This window comes from Shewanella sp. TB7-MNA-CIBAN-0143 (genome assembly GCF_040310065.1).
GTDB lineage: Bacteria > Pseudomonadota > Gammaproteobacteria > Enterobacterales > Shewanellaceae > Shewanella.
Window position 1 is genome coordinate 75992 of record NZ_JBEOPL010000020.1, and the last position, 23071, is coordinate 99062.

Annotated in this window: 17 protein-coding genes; 15 read left to right on the forward strand and 2 right to left on the reverse strand. The window is 41.7% G+C overall.

Annotated elements, in window-relative coordinates; genetic code table 11:
* The 4 genes from AAEY97_RS16210 (at position 1) to AAEY97_RS16225 (ending at position 5774) form a co-directional block, all read left to right on the forward strand.
* Positions 1–3072 (forward strand): efflux RND transporter permease subunit, encoded by a 3072-nt coding sequence (locus AAEY97_RS16210; protein WP_192114902.1) that lies wholly within the window; start codon positions 1–3, stop codon positions 3070–3072.
* A 306-nt stretch (positions 3073–3378) separates the two neighbouring features.
* A complete protein-coding gene (locus tag AAEY97_RS16215; RefSeq protein ID WP_192114903.1) occupies positions 3379–3627 on the forward strand; it encodes a DUF2171 domain-containing protein in 249 nt (82 codons plus the stop codon).
* A 577-nt stretch (positions 3628–4204) separates the two neighbouring features.
* Positions 4205–5551, forward strand: coding sequence for a Na+/H+ antiporter NhaA (gene nhaA / locus AAEY97_RS16220; RefSeq protein ID WP_351000005.1), 1347 nt, complete (start codon positions 4205–4207; stop codon positions 5549–5551).
* Positions 5552–5555: 4 nt separating this feature from the next.
* Positions 5556–5774, forward strand: coding sequence for a hypothetical protein (locus tag AAEY97_RS16225; RefSeq protein WP_192114905.1), 219 nt, complete (start codon positions 5556–5558; stop codon positions 5772–5774).
* Positions 5775–5821: 47 nt separating this feature from the next.
* On the opposite strand, the gene AAEY97_RS16230 is transcribed toward AAEY97_RS16225, so the two are convergent.
* Together AAEY97_RS16230 and AAEY97_RS16235 are read right to left on the reverse strand one after the other, a co-directional pair.
* On the reverse strand, positions 5822–6793 hold the full coding sequence (locus AAEY97_RS16230; protein ID WP_192114906.1) for a patatin-like phospholipase family protein: 972 nt from the start codon (positions 6791–6793) through the stop codon (positions 5822–5824).
* A gap of 230 nt (positions 6794–7023) precedes the next feature.
* Complete coding sequence (locus AAEY97_RS16235) at positions 7024–7218, reverse strand: YgaP family membrane protein (RefSeq protein WP_101088290.1); 195 nt, start codon at positions 7216–7218, stop codon at positions 7024–7026.
* A 457-nt stretch (positions 7219–7675) separates the two neighbouring features.
* On the opposite strand from AAEY97_RS16235, the gene AAEY97_RS16240 reads away from it, so the two are divergent.
* From AAEY97_RS16240 to AAEY97_RS16290, 11 genes are all read left to right on the forward strand, one after another.
* Positions 7676–9370, forward strand: coding sequence for a thiamine pyrophosphate-dependent enzyme (locus AAEY97_RS16240; RefSeq protein WP_182745392.1), 1695 nt, complete (start codon positions 7676–7678; stop codon positions 9368–9370).
* A 472-nt stretch (positions 9371–9842) separates the two neighbouring features.
* Complete coding sequence (locus AAEY97_RS16245; protein ID WP_182745393.1) at positions 9843–10112, forward strand: hypothetical protein; 270 nt, start codon at positions 9843–9845, stop codon at positions 10110–10112.
* 399 nt (positions 10113–10511) lie between these two features.
* The gene (locus AAEY97_RS16250; protein WP_351000011.1) at positions 10512–11051 is read left to right on the forward strand and encodes a GNAT family N-acetyltransferase; all 540 of its coding nucleotides are present in this window, start codon (positions 10512–10514) and stop codon (positions 11049–11051) included.
* A gap of 336 nt (positions 11052–11387) precedes the next feature.
* A complete protein-coding gene (gene hsdR, locus AAEY97_RS16255; RefSeq protein WP_192114908.1) occupies positions 11388–13850 on the forward strand; it encodes an EcoAI/FtnUII family type I restriction enzme subunit R in 2463 nt (820 codons plus the stop codon).
* 137 nt (positions 13851–13987) lie between these two features.
* Entirely contained in the window at positions 13988–15511 is a 1524-nt protein-coding gene (locus tag AAEY97_RS16260; RefSeq protein WP_192114909.1) for a type I restriction-modification system subunit M, read from the forward strand.
* Positions 15511–17421, forward strand: coding sequence for a restriction endonuclease subunit S (locus AAEY97_RS16265; protein ID WP_192114910.1), 1911 nt, complete (start codon positions 15511–15513; stop codon positions 17419–17421). Before AAEY97_RS16260 ends, AAEY97_RS16265 begins: the two co-directional genes overlap by 1 nt.
* A 33-nt stretch (positions 17422–17454) precedes the next feature.
* A complete protein-coding gene (locus tag AAEY97_RS16270; RefSeq protein ID WP_192114911.1) occupies positions 17455–19221 on the forward strand; it encodes a MotA/TolQ/ExbB proton channel family protein in 1767 nt (588 codons plus the stop codon).
* A complete protein-coding gene (locus AAEY97_RS16275) occupies positions 19221–19919 on the forward strand; it encodes an OmpA family protein (protein WP_192114912.1) in 699 nt (232 codons plus the stop codon). The genes AAEY97_RS16270 and AAEY97_RS16275 overlap by 1 nt, the downstream gene beginning before the upstream one ends.
* Positions 19919–21055: an HNH endonuclease gene (locus AAEY97_RS16280; protein ID WP_192114913.1), complete on the forward strand. Its 1137-nt coding sequence runs from the start codon at positions 19919–19921 to the stop codon at positions 21053–21055. The genes AAEY97_RS16275 and AAEY97_RS16280 overlap by 1 nt, the downstream gene beginning before the upstream one ends.
* Before the next feature lie 31 nt (positions 21056–21086).
* Complete coding sequence (locus tag AAEY97_RS16285; RefSeq protein WP_192114914.1) at positions 21087–22823, forward strand: McrB family protein; 1737 nt, start codon at positions 21087–21089, stop codon at positions 22821–22823.
* On the forward strand, positions 22804–23040 hold the full coding sequence (locus AAEY97_RS16290; protein ID WP_351000020.1) for a hypothetical protein: 237 nt from the start codon (positions 22804–22806) through the stop codon (positions 23038–23040). The genes AAEY97_RS16285 and AAEY97_RS16290 overlap by 20 nt, the downstream gene beginning before the upstream one ends.
* Positions 23041–23071: the final 31 nt, after the last annotated feature.

Here is a 23071-nt window from a genome sequence, read left to right on the forward strand (position 1 = left end):
ATGCGTTTTACAGACATTTTTATACAACGGCCAGTGCTGTCCATTGTTGTTAGTCTACTAATATTACTGGTTGGGATTCGCTCTATTATGGAGATGGAGATCCGCGAATACCCTGTATTGGAAAACACTAAAGTCACCGTTACTACTGCATATCCAGGCGCCAGCAGTGAATTGATCCAGGGATTCATTACCCAACCTTTGCAGCAGGCTATTGCCGAAGCAAAGGGCATAGACTTTCTGAGCTCATCGAGCATACAAGGTTTTTCAACCATCGAAGCACAGATGGAACTCAACTACGATGCTAATGACGCACTTGCGGAGATTCAATCTAAAGTTGCCAGTCAGCGTAACGAGTTACCTGACGAGGCTCAGGACCCTGTTATCAACTCGACGACGGGAGAAGGTCGTGCGCTCATGTACATCGCTTTCTTTAGCGATACCATGAAAGTCCCACAGATCTCAGATTATCTTGCCCGAGAAGTACAGCCAAAACTACAAGCCCTATCCGGTGTAGCCAAGGCCGAACTGCTGGGGCGTCGCTTTGCGCTGAGAGTCTGGCTCGATCCTCAAAGACTTGCAGCGGTTAATCTCACCTCGACAGATATTGCTCAAACCCTGCGTCAGAACAACTATATTTCAGCAGTTGGGCAAACCAAAGATGAATTCATCAAGATCAATCTCACTACGAATACTGACGTTGGAAACACCAAACAGTTCGAGAATCTGATAATTAAATCGACCGAAGATAGTATCGTTCGTCTCAAGGATATCGCCATGGTAGAGCTCGGATCACAAACCTACGAGAACATAGCACTGTATAAGGGTAAACCCTCAACCTACGTAGCCATTAATCTATCTCCGGGTTCTAATCCACTGTCTGTGGCTGAACGTGTTAAGGAACTCCTGCCGGATATAAAGTCTCAGCTGCCCTCGGGTCTGCAGGTCGAACTCCCCTACGATGCATCAGCATTTATTGATGATTCAATTAATGAGGTGATCAAGACGCTTATCGAGGCAGTGGGTATCGTTCTTGTCATCGTGTTTCTATGCCTAGGATCTCTGCGAGCGGCAATCATTCCCTCAATAGCGGTACCGCTCTCGCTCATCGGTGGAGCCTTCATCATGCTGGTGCTGGGTTTCTCGCTCAATTTGCTTACGCTGCTCTCACTTGTGCTGGCAATAGGCTTGGTCGTCGACGATGCTATTATCATAGTCGAGAACATACACCGGCATATCGTTGATGGTAAATCAAAGAAGGACGCGGCGTTGATCGGTGCTCGAGAAATGGCTAATCCAGTTATCGCCATGACGATAACCTTGGTTGCAGTCTACGCGCCTATTGGTTTCATGGGTGGGCTGGTTGGTTCGCTTTTTACCGAGTTTGCTTTCACGCTTGCTGGTGCCGTCGTCATTTCAGGCATCATTGCCTTGACGTTATCGCCTATGCTGGCCAGTAAGGTTCTCAAACCACATGGACAGTCGACCCGCTTCGAGAGTGCAATTGAAAGTTTGTTCGACCGACTCGCCAATACTTATCAGCGCTCGCTGGCTATCATGGTCAAGGCCGTCTCACCTGTAATTATGTTTGCGGTAGTCGTACTAGTGTCGATCTTTTTTATGATGATGCTAAGCCAGAAAGAGCTTGCACCGACTGAGGACCGTGGCATCATTTTGTTTCAGGGTAAAGGACCGCAGACAGCCACACTCGAATACCTGCAGAAGTATGGCACAGAAATGCAGACAGCCTTCGAGCAGGTACCAGGTTACGACGAGACGTTCATGCTGGTTGGTATGACGAGTCCCAATGCGGTGTTTGGCGGTTTCAAAATGAAGCCTTGGAGCGAACGAGATATATCGCAGTTTGATATCATGCCTCAACTGCAGGCTTCTGTGGCAGGGATTACTGGTTTGAAAACAGCTTTATTCCCAATTCCATCCTTGCCTGGTTCGAGTGGCGGTCTACCCTTTCAGTTTGTGCTAACTTCGGGCAGTGATTTTACTCAACTCGATCAAATAGCAGATGAATTCGTAGGGGCTGCCATGCAGAGTGGCAACTTCACATTCGTGCAGAAATCGATCGACATCGATAAGCCCGTCACCCGAGTAAAGGTCGACCGCGAACGCGTAGCCGATCTCGGTTTGTCGATGCAGGAAATTGGTCAGGCGCTTGGCGGTATGCTTGGCGGCGGGTTTATTAGTCGTTTCAACATGGAGGGGCGCTCGTATGAGGTTATTCCCCAGGTTGAGCGCTACGCGCGCCAAACAGCAACGGCGCTCAACGATTATTTCATCCGCGCCGACTCTGGCGATTTAGTTCCGCTCGGCTCGGTCGTTAGCTTCGAGCATGATGTAGAACCCTCATCCAGAACACAATTCAATCAGCTGAATTCGGTCACGATCGAAGGCATTCCAGCGCCATCAGTGTCGATGGGAGATGCCATCAGTTTCATGAAAACCAAGGCGGTCGATATCCTACCTCGGGGTTTCAGCTATGATTTTAAGGGCGAGTCTAGACAGTTCGAAAATTCTGGCAGTGCGTTAATCGTGACTATCTTTTTATCGCTACTCGTTATCTATCTGGTGCTTGCTGCGCAATTTGAGAGCTGGCGTGATCCTCTTATCATTTTAATATCGGTGCCGATGTCAATTGCAGGGGCAATGGCCTTCATTATGCTTGGTTTTGCATCGATGAATATCTACACACAGGTTGGTCTGATAACATTGATTGGCGTGGTCGCGAAGAACGGTATTCTTATCGTGGAATTTGCCAATACACTTCAGGAAAGGGGACGCAACAAGCGCGACGCGGTAATCGAAGCCGCAGCGATTCGACTTCGCCCTATTATCATGACTTCGCTGGCGCTTATCGTCGCCATGATCCCGCTGTTAATTGCAGCGGGCCCAGGAGCAGAGTCGCGCTTTGCGATTGGTATAACCATTGCTACAGGACTCGGTATCGGTACTTTGTTAACTATGTATGTGTTGCCTGCTTTCTATATCGTCCTGGCGAAGAAGATTGATACTTCAGATCTTGAGGGGCAGGGTAATACCGCTGATCAAACTCCGACTTAAACAACGAACATGTGATTGTCGTACTCATATTTTCGTAGCGTTCAGTTTTGATTGGCGCAGTCACCCTAGATTTGGCTAATCTTATTGATTGAAAACATTGCAAAAGAGGACTTGGAAATGCAGTCTGTTCGTTGCCGAACAGACTGCATTTAGTTTTATGGGTATGATTTTATTGTGCGATTGGGAACATTAAGTAACCAATAATTTCAGTTAAAGTCCAAGACAATTCCGCTTTCTGAAGCTTGTCAGATGACTGATTGCTCATTTATAAATAGAAGGGCTTGCACTGAGCTCTGAGGGGAAACTATGATTAAAACCAACCAAATTAAACCTGATATGCCTGTTGTCTGCTCCGAAGATGGTCAATTTGCTACTGTAGATCATATGGAGGGCACTGATACCCTCAAGCTTAAAAAAGACAAGGGCGGTCAACACCATTACATTCCATTAAGCTGGGTAACCTCAACTGAGGGCGATAAAGTGAAAGTTGATCGTCCAGGAGACCAAGCTATGCAGGAATGGTCTCAAACTCCGCCAACAGGTACAGGACACTAAAGTCGTGTTGTAGTGCTAAACAAAGGTGGCATTGTACTCATGCCATCTTAAGACTTGAGCGGGAACCACGGTTTTATATCCCGCCTTTACTTTTCCCCAACAATTCACGTGAAAATGATAGACATCAAAAACAGTGTTCAAGTTTTAGCTTTCGCGCCGTTCAAAATGGCAGGAGACTTGCGTAATGAGTTTCGCATTCAGCAACTAACATGATAATGGCTGATCTCCGCGACAACATGCCCCGTCCGTCATGGCCAATAAGCATGGCGAAAACAGCAACACGGTTTAATGTGGTCTATTTTGCTGCTCAATATACTGCTTAACAACATTGATAGGCGCAGCCCCCTACGTTTACAGCAATGTAGCTAAGGCTCCATAACGCATTTTCATGTATGCAGGCGCTATGAGTTCAGGGTCATGCAGTTTTTTCCGTAAAGCGTTTTTGTTCAATAAAGTAGTTATAAAACAATCGAACAAACGCAATTTATAGTATTTGTTCGAACTCCTAAAGCCTAAAAATATTTTCTACTCTGAAGATAAATATACTTCTTAGGCGAGATGATGACAGGTGATTAATATGGCAAACGAATCTAAAAATATATTGCAGCGTGGTTTGGAATATATGCACGAACCATTTTCGGGTTTTATTCGAGCGCAGACTACCTCCAGTCTGTTTCTTCTGTTATCGACAATCTTGGCCCTATGGTGGGCAAATTCAGCCTATTCTTCTACCTACTTAGATCTTGTGCACACCCCGATTGGAATATTTTTGGGTGATGTTGAGTTAAGATCTTCACTTAAACACATTATTAATGATGGTTTAATGGTGATATTTTTCTTATTGATTGGACTTGAAATCAAACGCGAGGTGCTAGCCGGAGACCTCGCTAAACCGGAAAATCGGCGCATGTTGATTATTTGTGCCATAGGCGGAATGATTTTACCGGCTACGATCTATACCTTGTTCAATTGGGGACTTGATTCACAGATCGGTTGGGGTATCCCAATGGCAACCGATACCGCGTTTGCGCTAGGTGTACTTACCATAGTGCGAAAATACATACCTGCCAGTCTTTTGGCTTTCATAGTTGGGCTCGCCATCGTTGATGATGTTGGGGCGATACTCGTTATTGCACTATTTTATACCCAGGAAATATCCGTAATCTATCTGTTTAGCGCATGTTCACTTATTACTTTTTTGGCAGTAGCTAACTACGCGGGCGTAAGACAGCCAATTTTCTATATTATCATCGGTATTGCAACCTGGTGGATGATGCTCATGTCTGGTGTTCATGCCACTGTTGCTGGCGTTGCAATCGCATTGACGGTGCCAGCACGGCCGAAGTTGGCGTCGGCAAAGTCGCTTGATAAGGCTAAAACAACAATCAGCTCTCTTCAGCAAGAAATAGAAAAGGTGGACGTTCTTGGTAGTCAGGAGGACCATAAACAGGTACTGGAAGTGCGCGATTTAGCAGAACATGCTGGCACTCCCCTGCGTCGTTGGGAAGATGTACTGCATCTACCTGTAGCACTCTTCATCTTACCGCTGTTTGCATTGACTAATGCTGGCGTAGTGTTTAGTTTTAGTTCGTTTATCGACAGCCTCCAATACCCTGTTGGATTAGGGATTATTTTTGGCCTTGTAGTCGGTAAATTTATTGGCATTTCCGGCGCGTGCTGGCTGGGCCTGCACTACAAAATAGGTAAATTACCCAAGGGAGTTAATATTCAACACATTATTGGTGCTTCACTGATAGCCGGGATAGGCTTCACCATGTCCACATTTATTGCGACACTGGGGTTTGACGGGCAACCTGAACATCTCCATAACGCAAAAACATCCATCTTGGTCGCATCGGTTATGTCTGCATTTTTGGGTGCGTTATATCTTAGATTCATTGGTTCAAACAAACGAAAAAAATGACTCAATGAGTCATCATAAGTCGGTTAACATGAATGATACCGATATTGCAGCATCGTTTACGTTAATAGAAGAGTATTATGTGGTACTTGAGCGGGTTAATACTTTTAGTTTAATGCATCGGGGTTATGGCATTAAAAAATGTTTTTTATTGCCTAGTAATATTCATTCTACTGGTTTACAAAACAGGTATAAATTAATTTTATTATGCTTAGATTATGCTTAGATTATGCTTAGATTATGCTTAGATTATGCTTAGATTATGCTTAGTGTTTACAGCACAAAACGTTTTTGAGTCTCCAAAAAAGCATTACCCGCAGTGATACCGGCAAGATAATCATGTTGTAAATCCATATCAGTACTCCCTAACAATTTACTTTGAAGATTGTCTTCCGCAAAAATTTGAATAATTTCGACATCTTCAGGAGGGTTAGTGATAAAGGCGAGTTCTTTTTGATAAGCTTGCTCATGCTGTACCAAATAATCAATCATTTTTGGGCAATACCCAGACACGTAAATCCATGACTTAAGTTTACGTACCCAAGCAGCCTGAGTATGACAGTCGGCATTCACCGTTCGAATAACCACAATTTTTTTAGCACCACGGCGATAGGATTCTCGCACAGGTAAAGGCTCAGCAAGTCCACCGTCAAGGTAGATGTCTGTTTTATGGTCATCAACGTTTGCTTTGGCCTTATTTGTTGAGCTAAAGGCCTGCCTAGGTGTGAGTTTAACCCCTTGTTTATACAAAAAAGGAAATGCACTCGAGGCTTTAAGTAATTGGCGCCAGTGACTTGTATGACCGTTTGGGCTTAAGAAATAGCCTTGTCTATCGCGTGAATTCGTTGCGCTGAACAATAATTCTCGTTGACCCAATGATTTAGTTGCTGTCGTAAAGTCTAATGCAAAACTACCTTGAATGGTTTTATCAAAGTACCAATCCAAATCAATAGCATTGCCACCTGCTAATCCACGGCCTAGTTTGTAAAAATTATTACGACGTGTTAATTCACCAATTAATCTCTTGGCATAACCTTTCTGACGAGATAAAAAGCTTGTAATATTTTGTGAGCCTGCAGACGCCCCTATAAATAAATCGAAAGGATCAAAATCATTCTCTAACCACGCATCTAATACACCGGCTGTGAATATTCCTCGTTGCCCACCACCTTCTGCAATAAGTGCCATTTTAACACATGACTCTTCACAAGGATTAATTGGGGGGGGTGATGTAATGACTTTCATAGCAGGCCTTTTTATAAAAAATGCTGAATAAAATAACGTCGTAGAACTTGCGATTACATATCTGTTGGCAGTAACAATGACCTCAGGTGTTTAAGCAGTACAGTTCCGAGTTCGCTAACTTAACCGCGCGAACAGAAGGGTCGTACCATGAACGCGAGTCCTGTTAGGATCTTGACATGGTGTTTAACTATAGTGTTTCACGATAGCAGGGCATTCGCTGTGGATTAGATTCAGCGCTTACTCACCGAACAGGAGTTTATGCCTAGGAGCGAATATAGAGGACACAAGCCTACCGCTCCTGTAAGCAGCGGCACAACGCCAATATAGCCCCATATGCCAATTGTGTCGGTGGCAGCAAGTCCAATAAGAACTAGCCCGGCGGTAACGCGGAGCGAGCGATCGAGCATACCTTCATTCGTCTTCATCGTATTTCTCCTTTGTCGAGTCACTGGGCCACTCTGCTAAGTTACAGATAAGATCGAATATCGTTCCAGCCTTACGCGAATCGATTAGATGTCTCTAAGCATAAATCGTAACTGTTCCCGGCGTCTGTTCGCCAGCGCACGCGAGATAATTTTCAGGAATGGTTAAATCGAGCGACATGGCGAATAGGCTAAATTATTTTCTGCTAGGGTTTATCATTTGAGATAACGTTACTTTAAAAAACGGTCAATTGTATTTAACTGGTCAACATTCGTGAGAAAGCAAAAGCCAGAGGGTACGGTGACGCACAGAGTCAAAGTTCGTAGCACAGTATGATGTGTTATTGGATCTTAAATAAACAGTTAACCATTAATAAAATGCTATTAAATTCAGTAACCTATTAATTTTGCTTAATTAAGTGTATTTCGTGAAGCTTATTTTAAACGGAGAGAGATATTTATGGCTGCAATAAAAAAACGCAAAGTTGTCGATCATATCGTAGAGACGATTTATCAATATGGTGTCCGTCATGTCTTTGGCATTCCAGGGGATGCTATTAATGATTTGATGGACGCCATACGCCGCCATGGAGAAATCGAATTTATACAAGTTCGCCATGAAGAAAGCGGGGCATTCGCAGCATCAGCCCAAGCAAAATTAACCGGTAAACTTGCCGTTTGTGTTGGTACTGCTGGAGGTGGGGCCATACATTTGCTCAATGGTCTGTATGACGCTAAGCTCGACCATGCCCCCGTTCTTGCAATAACTGGACAGTTACCACGCAGTGAAATCGGTAATCACTCGCATCAAGAAATTAATTCATCAGCTCTGTTTTCTGATGTGGCTGTGTTTAATCAAACCTTATTTGCCTCTGATCGTGTTCCCGAGATTATTCAGCAAGCGTGTAATAGTGCGCTGATTGAAAAAGGGGTTGCTCATATTGCTTTGCCTGCTGATGTTGCCACTGAGCAAGTTGAAGCTGACATTACGGGTCATCCAATAGCGGGCGCTGAAACGGGACCAACTAAACCTTTAGCATCAGCATTAAACAGTGCAATTAGCTTAATTGAGCAAGCTGAAAAAATTGTTGTTCTAGCGGGTGTTGGGGCTATACCAGCACGTCAACAGTTACTTACTTTGTTGAAAAAATGCAACTCCCCACTTATCAGAACACTAAAAGCCAAAGTACTACTTCCGGATGAGCATGAATATTCCTTAGGAGGGCTTGGCCTACTTGGTACGCGGCCATCTGTTGATGCGATGAATAATTGTGATTTACTTGTGATGCTGGGGACTGATTTTCCCTACAAAGAATATTATCCAGGAAAAGCCAAAGTTATTCAGGTGGATAAAGAAATTCGACATATTGGTCGACGTTGCCCTGTGGATGTATCGATAGTCGGAGATGTAAGTGAAGTACTAGACCAATTAATCGTTGATTTACCTCAAAAAGAAAACGACAACTTTCTTACTGAATGTCGGCGTCAGAAAAGGAGTTGGTCAGAAGAGCAAAGCGAAGCAGAAAACTCGCAAGATATGCCAATAAAACCCCAGTGCCTGGCTCGAACCGTCGGCGAGCTTGCGAACAAAGATGCCATTTTTCTCTGTGACACGGGTACAGTGACCGCATGGGTCGCACGACATCTACCCGTTACTGAACAACAATTATTTACCCTATCAGGCAACTTGGCCACAATGGCATTTAGCATGGCTGGTGCGATAGGCGCGCAATTAAAATTTCCTGAGCGGCAGGTGGTCGTCCTTATTGGTGACGGTGGTTTTAGCATGTTAATGCAAGAGTTTATTACTGCAGTCAATCTAACATTACCCATAAAGGTTATTATTTTTAACAACGCCAAGCTAGGGTTAATTCAACTAGAGCAAGAAAGCAGCGGTTACCCTAATTATAAAACAGCATTAAAAAATCCAGACTTTTCAGAGTTTGCTCGCTTATGCGGTGGTGAAGGTTGGAGTGTAGATCGCCCTGAGCTGCTAGTAAAAGCGTTGGGAGAAGCATTTGCTAGCAAAAATGCCTGTCTGATCGATGTCCATATCGATCCTAATGAACTCGTCATGCCGCCAAAGCTCGAATTGGCTCAAGCGGTAAATTATTCGATTGCTAAAGCTAAGGAGTTTTTAAATTCAAATGACTGATTTAAAAATATGTGGGAACGATTCCGAAATACTATTACCTCAGTTTATGAGTTGTGCAGGCTAGTAGAACTATTGTGCAGGCTAGTAGAAATATATCATCCTCAAGGTGAATATGCCGAAATAGGTCAGTCTTGAAATGGTTAAGAAATGTTGGCTAGACCGTTAGTCGTTAGGGATACATTTTCTCATATTTTGAGGCTACATTTAGTTGATAACACTAAAACGTTTATGTCCACAAATGGGTTAAGGGCTTAACCCATTTGTGCTCATTTAAGTGTTAGTCGATGATATTGTCAGCTCAAAAAAATTCGTTTCAGCGTACAACATCCAATCAGATTATCAACAGAGATAAATCTTACTTTACCTTAACGTTACGTTATTGCCTGCAACACTCGAATAATTCGGAGTTTACTCTATGGCTTGCACCATGCTTGCGGCATAATGGCGTTAAATATTTAACAGAGTCGTTATAATGGATAAGCAGCAAGACAGTTACATGACCGAAGAAACACTAATCGAAGTAGTCGAAAATCAAATCGCCGACGGTGAACCCAAAAAGGTAAAAGAAACCTTGATGCGTTTAGTCATGACAGGTACACCGCGTGACGAAGCTATTCAAATGATGGCTTGCGCGTTGGCTATCGAAGTTTCCGATGTCATGAAAAATGGTTCCTCTTTTAACGAAATACGATATGGCCAGCATTTGAATGCACTACCGAATATGGATTGGATGGAAGATTAATAGCAGCTCATAAATTCGTGTTTTGTTAATCCCGATAAGTGACATTATCGGGGGGCTAATTGAAAAGTCTAAAGAAAGATGTTGGATTTGCACCTTCGATGAGCAGTGTTGGAGCCTGTTTAGATCTCCTAATCGCAACTTACAAGAGACTTAAACGGTTTAAAGCAGTTGGTTTTGTTCGTGCATCAAAAGTACAACCAACTGTGTTAATACGCTTAGTGCGATATTAGCTTGCTGCGTCATTCGTTTGATCACTACAACTATCCTCACACTGGGGGCGGCTATTTAACAAGGAGTGGCAAGCTTAGTCTTTATTATGCTGATTTTGTTCTCTATTTATATAAAAGTAAGTTCACAGGTCAATGTAAACTAACTTACGAAGATTCAAATGGGTTATTAATGCTTAGATTCGAACACTGTAATGTTAAAACTTGTACTCATGAATTACTCGCCTTGGGTCAGGCCGACATGAAAATGTGGTACATTTTTGAGTGGTTAGATAAGCACGAGGAATTACAAAACGGGACTCAAGCAGAAATAATTAAACTTTATGTAAATGATGAATTGGTAGGGTACAGTCTTTTTGAAAACTTTGAAGCCCGTGCAGACAAAGTCACTTGTCATCAAGGCGTGACCTATAAAGAGTTGGGTATTATTCATTTCGTAACAGTCATAGAGCATCGTAATAAAGGTTATGCTACGTTGTTGGCTAATGCGTTGCTTAAAAATATTATTGAACCTATGTTGGCACGTTATAAAGATTTTCATGTTTACGTCATTGCGACGGGTCGAGCGGTCCCATTAATGGAACGGACTGATATCCCTTCAAAATACCTAATCAAGCAATTCTATTCCGATATATCGTTTGAAGAGAAAGTAGTAAATTACCTAAGAAAACAAGAACAAAATGTATTGAATGCAGTTACTTGTGAAATTTAAAATAAACAGCTAACAAGCCAATCTAAAGCATACTTATCATAATACGAATAGTGAGTGTTAGAGCGTATGCGCTAACACGATTTGGTCTAGATACGCTTTGTCTATTCGAAATAAAATGCACCAAACCTCGAAAAACATGATCAGTTTGGGCGGTAAAGTAAGGCTAATCGATTTAAGATTCTTCATCAACATCAAACAATCGCAATGTTTACGCAAAATCACGTTTTAACATTTTTAAGTTCTGTATCTGTATGTAATCATTGGTGTTAACAAGGTTATGTGGCAAACTTAATATTATTGCCGTTTGCAATCGCGCTAGAAGGATCTAGATCTCGTATGAGTATCAATAAAGCCAAGCTTACCGAAACCGATATTATCTCTAAATACATCATGCCAGCTATCAAAAATGCTGGGTGGGATGATATGTCGCAAATTCGCCAAGAGGTGAAATTGCGTGACGGTAAAGTCATTGTGCGTGGTCAATTGGGTGTGCGCAAAACGGTTAAGTCTGCTGATATTGTGCTGTATCACAAACCCAGTATGCCGCTGGCTGTTATTGAGGCTAAAGCCAATAAGCACGAAGTGGGTAAAGGCATGCAACAGGGGCTAGATTATGCCCGTTTACTTGAAGTGCCTTTTATTTTTGCCTCCAATGGCGATGGCTTTATCTTCCATGATAAAACCAAGTTAGGAACACCTGAAGAAAACCAACTTGAATCAGAGATCCGCTTAGAAGACTTTCCATCACCACAAGAATTATGGACTAAGTACTGCGTGTGGAAAGGTTATACCCAAACCCAGTTACCGATTATCAATCAAGAATATCATGATGATGGCACGGGTAAGCAACCTCGTTATTATCAACTGCAAGCCATTAATAAAACCATTGAAGCTATTTCATCCGGTAAAGACCGAGTGTTACTTGTCATGGCGACCGGTACGGGTAAAACCTATACCGCATTTCAAATCATCTGGCGTTTATGGAAGTCCCGCGCTAAAAAACGAATCTTGTTTTTAGCCGACCGTAACATTTTGGTAGACCAAACCCGCATAAACGATTTTCAGCCCTTTGGCACTTCAATGACCAAAATCACTGGACGCACGGTTGATCCTGCATTTGAAATTCATTTAGCCTTATACCAAGCATTAACCGGCCCAGAAGAAAGCCAAAAAGCCTTTAAACAAGTCGACCCAGACTTTTTCGACCTAATCATTATCGACGAGTGTCATCGTGGGAGTGCATCTGAAGACAGCGCCTGGCGTGAAATTTTAGAATATTTCAGCAGCGCGGCTCAAGTTGGCCTTACCGCCACTCCTAAAGAAACAGACCAAGTATCAAACTCCGATTACTTTGGTGAGCCTGTCTATACCTACTCACTCAAAGAAGGGATTGAAGATGGATTCCTAGCACCTTATAAAGTGGTGCGGGTAGATATTGATGTCGATTTACAAGGTTGGCGCCCGACAAAAGGTCAAATCGATAACAACGGTGAAGTGATCGAAGACCGAATTTATAACCAAAAAGACTTCGACCGCACCATGGTGATTGATGAACGCACCCAATTGGTTGCCGAAACCATTACCAACTACTTAAAGCGCACCGACCCGATGGCCAAAACTATCGTGTTTTGTAACGATATTGACCACGCCGATCGCATGCGCCGTGCTATTGCCAATCTTAACCCTGAGCAAATGGCCAAGAATGAAAAGTACGTGATGAAAATAACCGGTGACGATGAGCTTGGCAAAGCGCAGTTAGACAACTTCATTAATCCCAAAAAAGCCTATCCTGTTATTGCCACCACCTCAGAACTAATGTCTACAGGGGTAGATGCCAAAACCTGTAAGTTAGTAGTACTGGATCAAAATATTCAGTCCATGACCAAATTTAAGCAGATTATTGGCCGTGGCACCCGCATTGACGACCGATACGGCAAGCTGTGGTTCACCATTCTCGACTTTAAAAAGGCCACCGAATTATTTGCCGACGAACGCTTTGACGGTACACCAGAAAAAATCATTAGAGTGACGCCTGAAGATATTGAAGATGAAAATGTTGATATTGACTCAGTTGGTGATGAGGTTACGAATGAAAACGGTGCCGATGATAATCAAAACCAACAGGGCGATGAACATCAGGTTGATGAACAAAACACCATAAACGAACCCCAAGGCGATGGCAGCCTTGATGGTGAATGGGACGAAGGTGAAACCCGTAAAATCAGCAAGTACCGCGTGTCAGGCGTGACTGTCAGCAAAGTGGCTGAACGAGTGCAATATTACGACAGCGACGGTAAATTAGTCACCGAATCCTTTAAAGATTACACCCGTAAAACCATGGCGAAGCAGTTTAGCTCACTCGATGAGTTTGTTAAGCGCTGGAATGAATCAGATCGCAAACAAGCGGTAATTGATGAACTGGCACTCGAAGGCATTATTTGGTCTGCTTTAGAGGACGAAGTCGGTAAAGACATGGATCCTTTCGATATGATTTGTCATGTGGTGTACGACCAACCCCCATTAACTCGAAAAGATCGTGCAAACAATGTGCAAAAGCGCAATTACTTCACTAAATATTCCGACACTGCACAAGCCGTACTGCAAAATTTACTGTTAAAATATGCCGATGTCGGCGTGCAAGAAATTGAAAACATGCAAGTGCTTAAAGTTGCCCCGTTTACCGAGTACGGTAATTTGAGTGAGATCGTTAAAAAAGGCTTTGGCGGCAAACAAGAATACGAGCAAGCCATTAGTGAATTAGAAGCGCAGATTTATCAAATTCATCAGCAATCAGCCTAGCATCTGTTCTTTGCATAAGCACTTTGGAACAGCGCTTTGTATTCGTTTTTATATTAGCTCTGTTTGTTAAAAATAAAACACAACATCATTTTATACTGCTGCCAATAACAGCAGCAGTAACCGTTTAAGAGAATACTATGTCTATCAGTTCAGCAATTAAATCCATCCAAGATATTATGCGTAAAGATGCCGGTGTCGATGGTGACGCCCAGCGATTAGGGCAAATGTCTTGGTTACTGTTCTTAAAAGTGTTTGATGCACAAGAACAAGAGTTAGAGCTTGAACTAGACGATTACCGCGAGCCAATTCCAGCTGAATTCTTATGGCGCAACTGGGCGGCAGATAATGAAGGCATTACCGGTGATGAGCTACTTGATTTTGTAAATGATGAGCTATTCCCACAGCTTAAAAACCTCACTGCACCAATAGATAAAAACCCCCGTGGTTTTGTGGTAAAAGCGGCGTTTTCTGATGCGTTTAACTACATGAAAAACGGCACGCTGTTACGTCAGGTGATTAATAAGCTTAATGAAATAGACTTTACTGACTCAAACGAGCGCCACTTGTTTGGTGATTTATACGAGCAAATATTAAAAGACTTACAAAGTGCTGGTAACGCTGGTGAGTTTTATACCCCGCGCGCCATCACTAAGTTTATTGTGGCGGTAACCGATCCCAAATTGGGCGAATCGATTATGGACCCTGCGTGTGGTACTGGCGGATTTTTAGCTTGCGCCTTTGATCACGTTAAAGCCAACTACGTTAAAACAGCAGATGACCATCAAACCCTGCAAAAGCAAATCTTTGGTGTGGAAAAAAAGCAGCTACCGCATTTACTGTGCACCACCAACATGATGCTCCACGGTATTGAAGTGCCAGTGCAAATTAGGCACGGCAACACCTTAAACAAACCGCTTTCAAGTTGGGACGAGCAAGTTGACGTTATCATCACCAACCCGCCATTTGGCGGCACCGAAGAAGACGGCATAGAAAAAAACTTCCCTAGCGAATTCCAAACCCGTGAAACCGCCGACTTGTTTCTACAACTTATTATTGAAGTATTGGCAGCGCCGTCAGCGGGTAAGGAGCCATCAGCGCTTAAAAGTGGAGGTCGAGCAGCAGTTGTATTACCAGACGGCACCTTGTTTGGTGAAGGCGTTAAAACCAAAATCAAAAAAATGTTAATGGACGAATGTAATCTACACACCATAGTGCGTTTACCTAATGGGGTGTTTAATCCCTACACCGGCATTAAAACCAATATTTTATTCTTCACCAAAGGCACGCCAACTAAAGACGTGTGGTTTTACGAGCATCCCTACCCAGCAGGGGTAAAAAATTACAACAAAACCAAACCCATGCGCTTTGAAGAGTTTGAAACAGAGCTTGAATGGTGGGGTAATGAGGCCGACGGCTTTGCATCGCGGGTAGAAAACGAGCAAGCTTGGAAAGTCTCAATCGATGACATTATTGGCCGTAACTATAACCTGGACATTAAAAACCCCCATGTGGGCGAAGTTATCAGCCATGATCCACAAACGTTACTAAGCGATTACGCCAAACAACAAGCGGATATTAAAGCACTACGCGATCAACTAAAAGGTATCTTGTCAGCCGCATTATCGTCACCTTCGGCAGCATCAGACGGTGAGGGCAAGTAATGACTGATTTACCAATACCTACCAACGACGGTCAATCAGAACACAAAGCAAATAATTTGATCACGCAGCATATTGATATTTGGACAACTGCCATTGAGCGAAAATCCTCAGCAGGGCGTGGCACTTCAAATAAGTTTTCATTGTATGGCATCAAAAAACTCCGTGAACTGATTTTAGAACTCGCCGTGCGCGGCAAGTTAGTGCCACAAGATGTTAATGACGAACCAGCTTCAATATTGCTTGAACGTATTGCTGCTGAAAAAGCTCAATTGGTTAAAGACGGTAAGCTTAAAAAACAAAAGCCGTTCCCTGATATTGGTGAAGATGAAAAGCCATTTGAATTGCCGAATGGCTGGGCGTGGACTTGTTTAGCAGAACTTGCAGAAATAGGTCCAAGAAATTCTAGTTTTGATGATGATACAGAAGCTTCTTTTGTGCCAATGCCTCTAATTAGTACCAGTTATAAAGGTGATCATGGTTCTGAAACAAGGTTATGGAAAGAAATAAAAAAAGGATATACACACTTTGCTGATGGTGATATTGGATTAGCAAAAATCACTCCTTGTTTCGAGAACAGTAAAGCAGCTTTTTTTTCTGGATTAATTAACGGTGTCGGAACTGGAACAACGGAGTTACACATTGCCAGGCCAATCGAATCAACAGTAGATCCACTCTTTATCCTTCTATATTTGAAAGCACCGATGTTTCTAAAAGTCGGCGAAACTAAGATGACTGGTACAGCAGGTCAAAAACGAGTGCCTAAAGATTTTTTTGCATATAATCCATTACCATTTGCACCGCTAGATGAGCAACACCGTATCGTCTCCAAAGTCGATGAGTTGATGAGCTTGTGTGATGCCCTTGAAGCGCAAACTGAAACAAGTATTGCGGCGCACCAAACCTTAGTCGAAACCCTGCTGAATGCACTACTACAGCCTAACACTACTCAGTCAGCAGCTAGCCTAGAGCCTGCAGTTATAGGGAGTTTTGCTGACAGCCTTGAGCCTTCACTTAATGATAGTTTTATAGACAGCTGGCAGCGTGTCGCTGAACACTTCGACACGCTTTTCACCACAGAAGCCAGCATCGACACCCTAAAACAAACCATCCTCCAACTCGCCGTCATGGGTAAGTTAGTACAACAAGCCAGCTTCGATGAAATAAATAGTCAAGATTACGAGCCTGCCACCAAACTGCTAGAACGCATCAAAGCTGAAAAAGCCCAGCTGATTAAAAACGGTAAAATCAAAAAGCAAAAGCCATTACCTGCCATCACCGACGAAGAAAAACCGTTTGAACTGCCAAAGGGGTGGGAGTGGTGTCGATTTGATGATACAGCACTCAGTTCGAGTGCTGGCTGGAGCCCTCAATGTATTCCCACCCCCAGAGAGGGAGATAATTGGGGGGTTTTAAAGGTTAGTGCTGTAACTTGGGGACAGTATAATCCAGAAGAAAATAAAGAGCTTCCTCCACATCTTGAACCACGCCTTGAACATGAAGTTCAAGGCGGCGATTTTCTTATCTCAAGGGCTAATACAGCAGATTTAGTTGCGAAAGCAGTAGTTGTTCCTGAACTAGCACCTAAAAATCTAATGATGAGTGACAAAATAATCAGGTTTAAATTACACGGAAGTGTAAGTGGCGAGTATTTAAACTTGATGAATAACAGCCAAGTTTCAAGGGATTATTACAATCGAGTTGCAGGGGGCACAAGTAGCTCCATGAAAAATGTATCAAGAGAGCACATTAGAAGCTTAGTCGTTGCTTTACCACCACTTGAAGAACAACATCACATCGTCGCTAGAGTCGATGAACTAATGGCACTCTGCGACCAAATAAAAACACATTTAAGTGCCGCCCAAACAACTCAACTCCACCTGACCGACGCCATCGTCGAACAGGCTATTTAACAACAGACCTTAACTATTAAGAAATAAAAATATATGGAAATATTAGAGAATTTATTGCGCAGTTTAGATACACAATCGGTAAGTAGTGCCATTTTAGTATTGATGGTTATAGTGTGTGCATTAGGGTTATTTTTTACCAAACAAGCCAAGCAAGTTGAATTCGTCAATTATGTGCCGACCTTATTAACGACTATGGGGATTTTTGGTACGTTTTTAGGCATTGTTTTAGGCTTGTTAGATTTCAATCAGCTTGATATTGAGGCCAGTATTCCGCCTTTACTTGAAGGATTGAAAACCGCATTTATTACCAGTTTGGCGGGTATTTTACTCTCATTGGTATTCAAAACATTATCGACATTTTCTTTCTTAAAACCTAAGCAAGTTGAAGAGAGTCTTTCCCATGCTACGCCTGAAGCGATATTGGGTGCAATGCAGGCGCAAGTGACTGAAACGCGCACTTTAAAAGATGCACTTGTCGGTAATGAAGAATCCACTTTATTTGGGCAACTTAAAATTCTGCGCGGTGACATTAATGACAATGCCAAATTGTCAGTGAAAAATCTGCAAGAACAATCAACCAAGCAGCAGGAAAAGTTTGACGCATTTTCTGAAAAGCTGTGGCTAAAATTGCAAGACTTTGCTGATACTTTATCTAAATCTGCCACTGAGCAAGTTATTGAAGCCCTCAAACAGGTGATTACAGATTTTAATAATAATTTAACTGAGCAGTTTGGCGATAACTTTAAGCAACTTAATGAAGCCGTGATTAAGCTTGTTGAATGGCAAGAAAACTACAAATTACAACTTGAGCAAATGCAGCAGCAATATGCCCAAGGTGTTGAGTCCATATCAGCAACAGAGTCATCGGTTGCGCATATTAGTGAGCAAAGCAAAATCATTCCGGAATCGATGAATGAACTAAAAGGCGTAATGGAAGTAAATCAACATCAACTGGCTGAGCTTGAACGTCATTTAGAAGCCTTTAAATTAATGCGTGATGAAGCGGTTAAAGCAGTACCTGAGATTAGAGCCCAAGTACAAAGCACCGTAGAAGATATATCAGCGGCAGTGACTACGGCCAGTGACCATTACAAAACACTTCTATCTGAGTCGGATGATTATATTAAAGCGCATGTTAAAACATCAAATGATCTACTAGATAAATTTGCCAGCGAAACTGAAAAAGGCATTAACAGTGTTGGTGAACGCCTAATTGAAAGTTCAGATAAAATAGGCAAAGAAATTGACACCGCTGCGACTGAATTTACTAATAATACATCCCGCACAAACGAAAGCTTACAAACAAGTTCTGATTACCTGCAATCACAGACGGAAATTATTAAACAGCATTTACAAGACGCGGTAAGTGATCTTAATAGCACCATGCGAGACATGATTGAAAAGCTAGTAGTTGATGCTAAAGACATGAACTCAACAATGAAAGAAGCCAATAAAAACTTGGTTACTGACACTGAGAATGTCCGTGACACAGTAGTTAAATCAGCAGAAAAATTACAGCAAAGACTTAATGAAGTGATTGATGATGCTGCGACGCAACAGATTAACCAAGCTAAACGCACATTTGATGCCATGGAAGAGCAAATTAAACAACAAGTTGGCTTAACAGGTGAAGCCGTCGATTCACAACTCAAACTGATTGACACTGCCATGCAGCAAGAAATCAATCGTGTGATGAATGAGATGGGTCAAGCATTAGCTCAAGTCAGCGGTAAGTTTGTTGAAGACTACATTAAATTGACTCAAGCAATGAATGAAGTTGTTAATCAGCGAGTAGCCTAATGGATAAAATATTTGGCACGAGTAACGGCGCACAAGACAGCGGTGAACATTGGTTGACTGTGTCTGATTTAATGGCCGGTTTAATGATGGTTTTCTTGTTCATTGCTATCGTTTTTATGATGATAACGCAAAAAGAAAACGACAAAATTAAAGATGTGGCTGTTGCTTACCAAGAAAACCAAGTGGCAATTTATCAAGCTTTGGAAGAAGAGTTTAAAAAAGATCTCGATAAATGGGGCGCTACTATAGACAAGGAAACATTAGCCTTTAACTTTCAATCACCTGATGTGTTATTTGCTAATAATGAAACGCGTTTAAGTGATGCATATAAAGAAATTCTTAACGATTTTTTCCCCAGATATATCAATGTTCTAGCACCATATAGAGAATCGTTAGATGAAATAAGAATAGAAGGGCATACGTCAAGTTTAGGAATTCGTGGTTCATCAGATGCAGAAGCCTATTTCTATAATATGCAACTATCGCAAGGTCGTACCCGATCCGTCTTAGAATATGGATATGCGCTGATGCCAGCTGATGCTGAGTGGATAAAAGCAAACATTGCAGCAGTTGGTTTTTCTTCATCTCGTTTAATTTTGATTGACGGTGTAGAGGATGAAGCAATGTCTCGTCGAGTTTCGTTTAGAGCAATAACGAACGCTGATATTCAAATTAAACGGATATTAGAGGCTCAATAATGAAACTGACGGTTGATTTTAGTGCATTGCATCGCGCTGTTGCGCCACTAGGAAACGTGACTACTCATTTTAATATTACTAGCCGTTCAGCTGAACTTGAGAGTATTGGGAGTCATTTAACTAAAGGATTAATTCTCGGTAAAGATATCCAACTAGACCAAATTGATGGGTCTGATGGGATTTTGAATTATGACGGTCATCAGGTCATGCTTTATATTCCTGATCAGGGCGAAGATATTGAAGTTGTAATGGTAGATGGAAAACAAGGCCGTCGTATCCATGTCGCTGAATGTTCTACATTAGATTTAATGCGAAATACTGGACGATTCAAGAGGTATGACGTTATTAACCGAGTAGATGGTTTGTTTCCTGTATTTGGCTCAGTGCACAGCTATCAAGAGGATATAAGGGGAGAGGCCGCTTTAGGGGTATGCAAAAACTGTTTAAAAATCCTTAATTATAAGGGATATGCAACTCAGAGCTATGCAGCAAAAGAGAAAGTATTTAATCATTTTTCATTTGAGCAGTTTTTTGAAGTGTATAGTTCCTATTTTAAAAGTTTGCCTATTAACAGTGCTAAAGCATCAAGCAATTACACTGCAGATTGGCCTGCTATCTCATCAAAGGTAAGAAGTGATTTAAATTACACTTGCGAACAATGTGGCGTTTATCTAGCAAACGACTCTAAGCTATTGCATACACATCATATTAACGGTAACAAAGCGGATAATAAACTTAGTAATTTAAGGGGGCTTTGTGTTGATTGCCATAAAAAACAACCACATCATGGACATTTGTATGTAAGCAATGATGATGTACTAAAAATAAACCAACTTCGCCGTGAACAGCATAAGTTTGATGTGTTTGATTATAATAATATCCGAGAATGTGCTGACACTGCTTTAGACGGTCTATTGCAAAAGTGTCAATCAATGAGATTACCTGGTGCTGAATTAGGCGTCGTCATCAATGATAAAAGTAATATGATTGCTATCGATTTATGCTGGCCTAGACGTAAGATTGCGGTGTTAATAAACATGTCTAATGCTAAAGCTTTGAGATCACATGGTTGGAATGTGTTTACTGCATTTGAAGCATTAAACAATTTTGAAGTATTTCAGGCACAAGTTAGATAAGAAATTTAGTGTATTTTTGCAAGGTCTGTAAATGTTAAATTCAGAACAAATTCATAAGCTTTTAATTAAGTTAACAGGTTCTCATGATGAAAGTAGCCACCCTTCATATGCATATGAACACCGCCTTGATCAAGATTCTTATATTTATGTTAAACGTAAATCAGATCGTGTTGTTTCAAAGCAACCATTAGTGCTTCATCCAAATATCATTAATTTGAGAGATAAGATTGATTCAATTGAAGGGCTTGATACTGATTGGCTGCCAACTAAAAATACCAGTTTTCGTCGATATCCAAGGCTTAATGGCACATCACAATATGGTTATGGCTTTAACGTTGAAAGTGAAGGTGCTATCCATCAATTACTGTCTTTGATTGGCGTCGCCAATGCGTTTCCTAAAAATAATAACACTAAACAATCAACTAAAGCAGGTGGCAACATGGCTGCATTAAACCAAATTTTGTATGGACCCCCTGGTACTGGTAAAACCTACAATACCATTAACCAAGCACTTGCTATTGTTGATCCAGCTTATTTAACTGAATATGAACATGACCGCCATAAAATCAAAGCCCGTTTTGATGAGCTAGTGACGAAGAATCGTATTGGTTTTGTTACCTTCCATCAAAGCTTTAGCTATGAAGATTTTGTTGAAGGATTAAAGGCTAATAGCGATAACGGTGTACTGTCATATAGTGTTGACCCTGGTGTGTTTAAATCGATATGTGAACGAGCAAGTTCAAGCCATTTACAGGTGGTATCTGTCGATGCTTTTGATGATGCAGTTATACAGCTTCAAGAAAAATATGAAGAAGCTGACGACCGTATAGAAATGGAAACTGTACGTGGAAAGAAGTTTGAAATCGAATATGTTGGTGGCGCTACTTTTAAAATATTCCCACACTCAACTGAAAGCACAGACCCTAAATATGTCGCCTCAATAGCGAATGTGAGAAAGCTTTATCTAACAGGATCGAAACAAGATATCTATAACACCTCCTATGTAGAAGGTTTTTTACTCTACTTGAAGAAACACTTTGGACTAAAAGAATATGTGCCTGAAGTTGCTGACCATGAAACTACGCAACAACCATTTGTCCTTATCATCGATGAAATCAACCGTGGCAATATTTCAAATATCTTTGGTGAGTTAATTACGCTAATCGAGCCGAGTAAACGTTCGGGTTGCGCTGAAGCTTTATCAGTAAAACTGCCTTATTCAAAAGAGTCATTTTCAGTACCTTCAAATCTGCATATTATCGGTACTATGAACACCGCAGATAAATCGCTAGCTCAAGTCGATATAGCGCTGCGTCGTCGCTTTGAATTTGTTGAGATGATGCCACAACATGGCTTACTTTCAGGTATTGCTATTGATGGTATAGATGTAGCGAAGATGCTTAAAACGATTAACCAGCGTATTGAGCTGCTTTATGACCGTGAACATACCATAGGCCATAGCTTCTTTTTACCATTAAAAGATGATCCATCCATTGAGCGTTTGGCACGTATTTTTGAGTTAGAACTTCTTCCTTTATTAGAAGAATACTTTTTTGAAGACTGGGAACGTGTTGGCCAAGTATTGGGTGACCACCTAAAAACCGATGCCAGTTTACAATTTATTGAAGAGAAGTTTACTGATAGCTCAGTATTACAGTTGATGGGTAATGATTGGTCACAAGATGGCATAAGACCTTATCAACGAAATGATGCTGCATTACGTAATCCTGACGCATATAAAGGCATTTATGATGCGCAACAAGGTTAATAATGTCACTGTTAGAGAGTTTGCTTTATTAACTAATGGCGGTAACAACCACAGCATCGATTGCCACTCAATCCCTAAATCAGCGTTTGAGTGGTTATTGGCTAATGGTGTCAGTAATGGCGATAGTCAACGTGAATTGGTTAAAGCTAAGCGATACGGTAAATCTATTGCACTCGGTGTTTTTCAAGGTAGTTGGCACTCTTTACTTAAATTTTAAGCTGCATTTCTTGTTTCTGTTTCAGACTTCT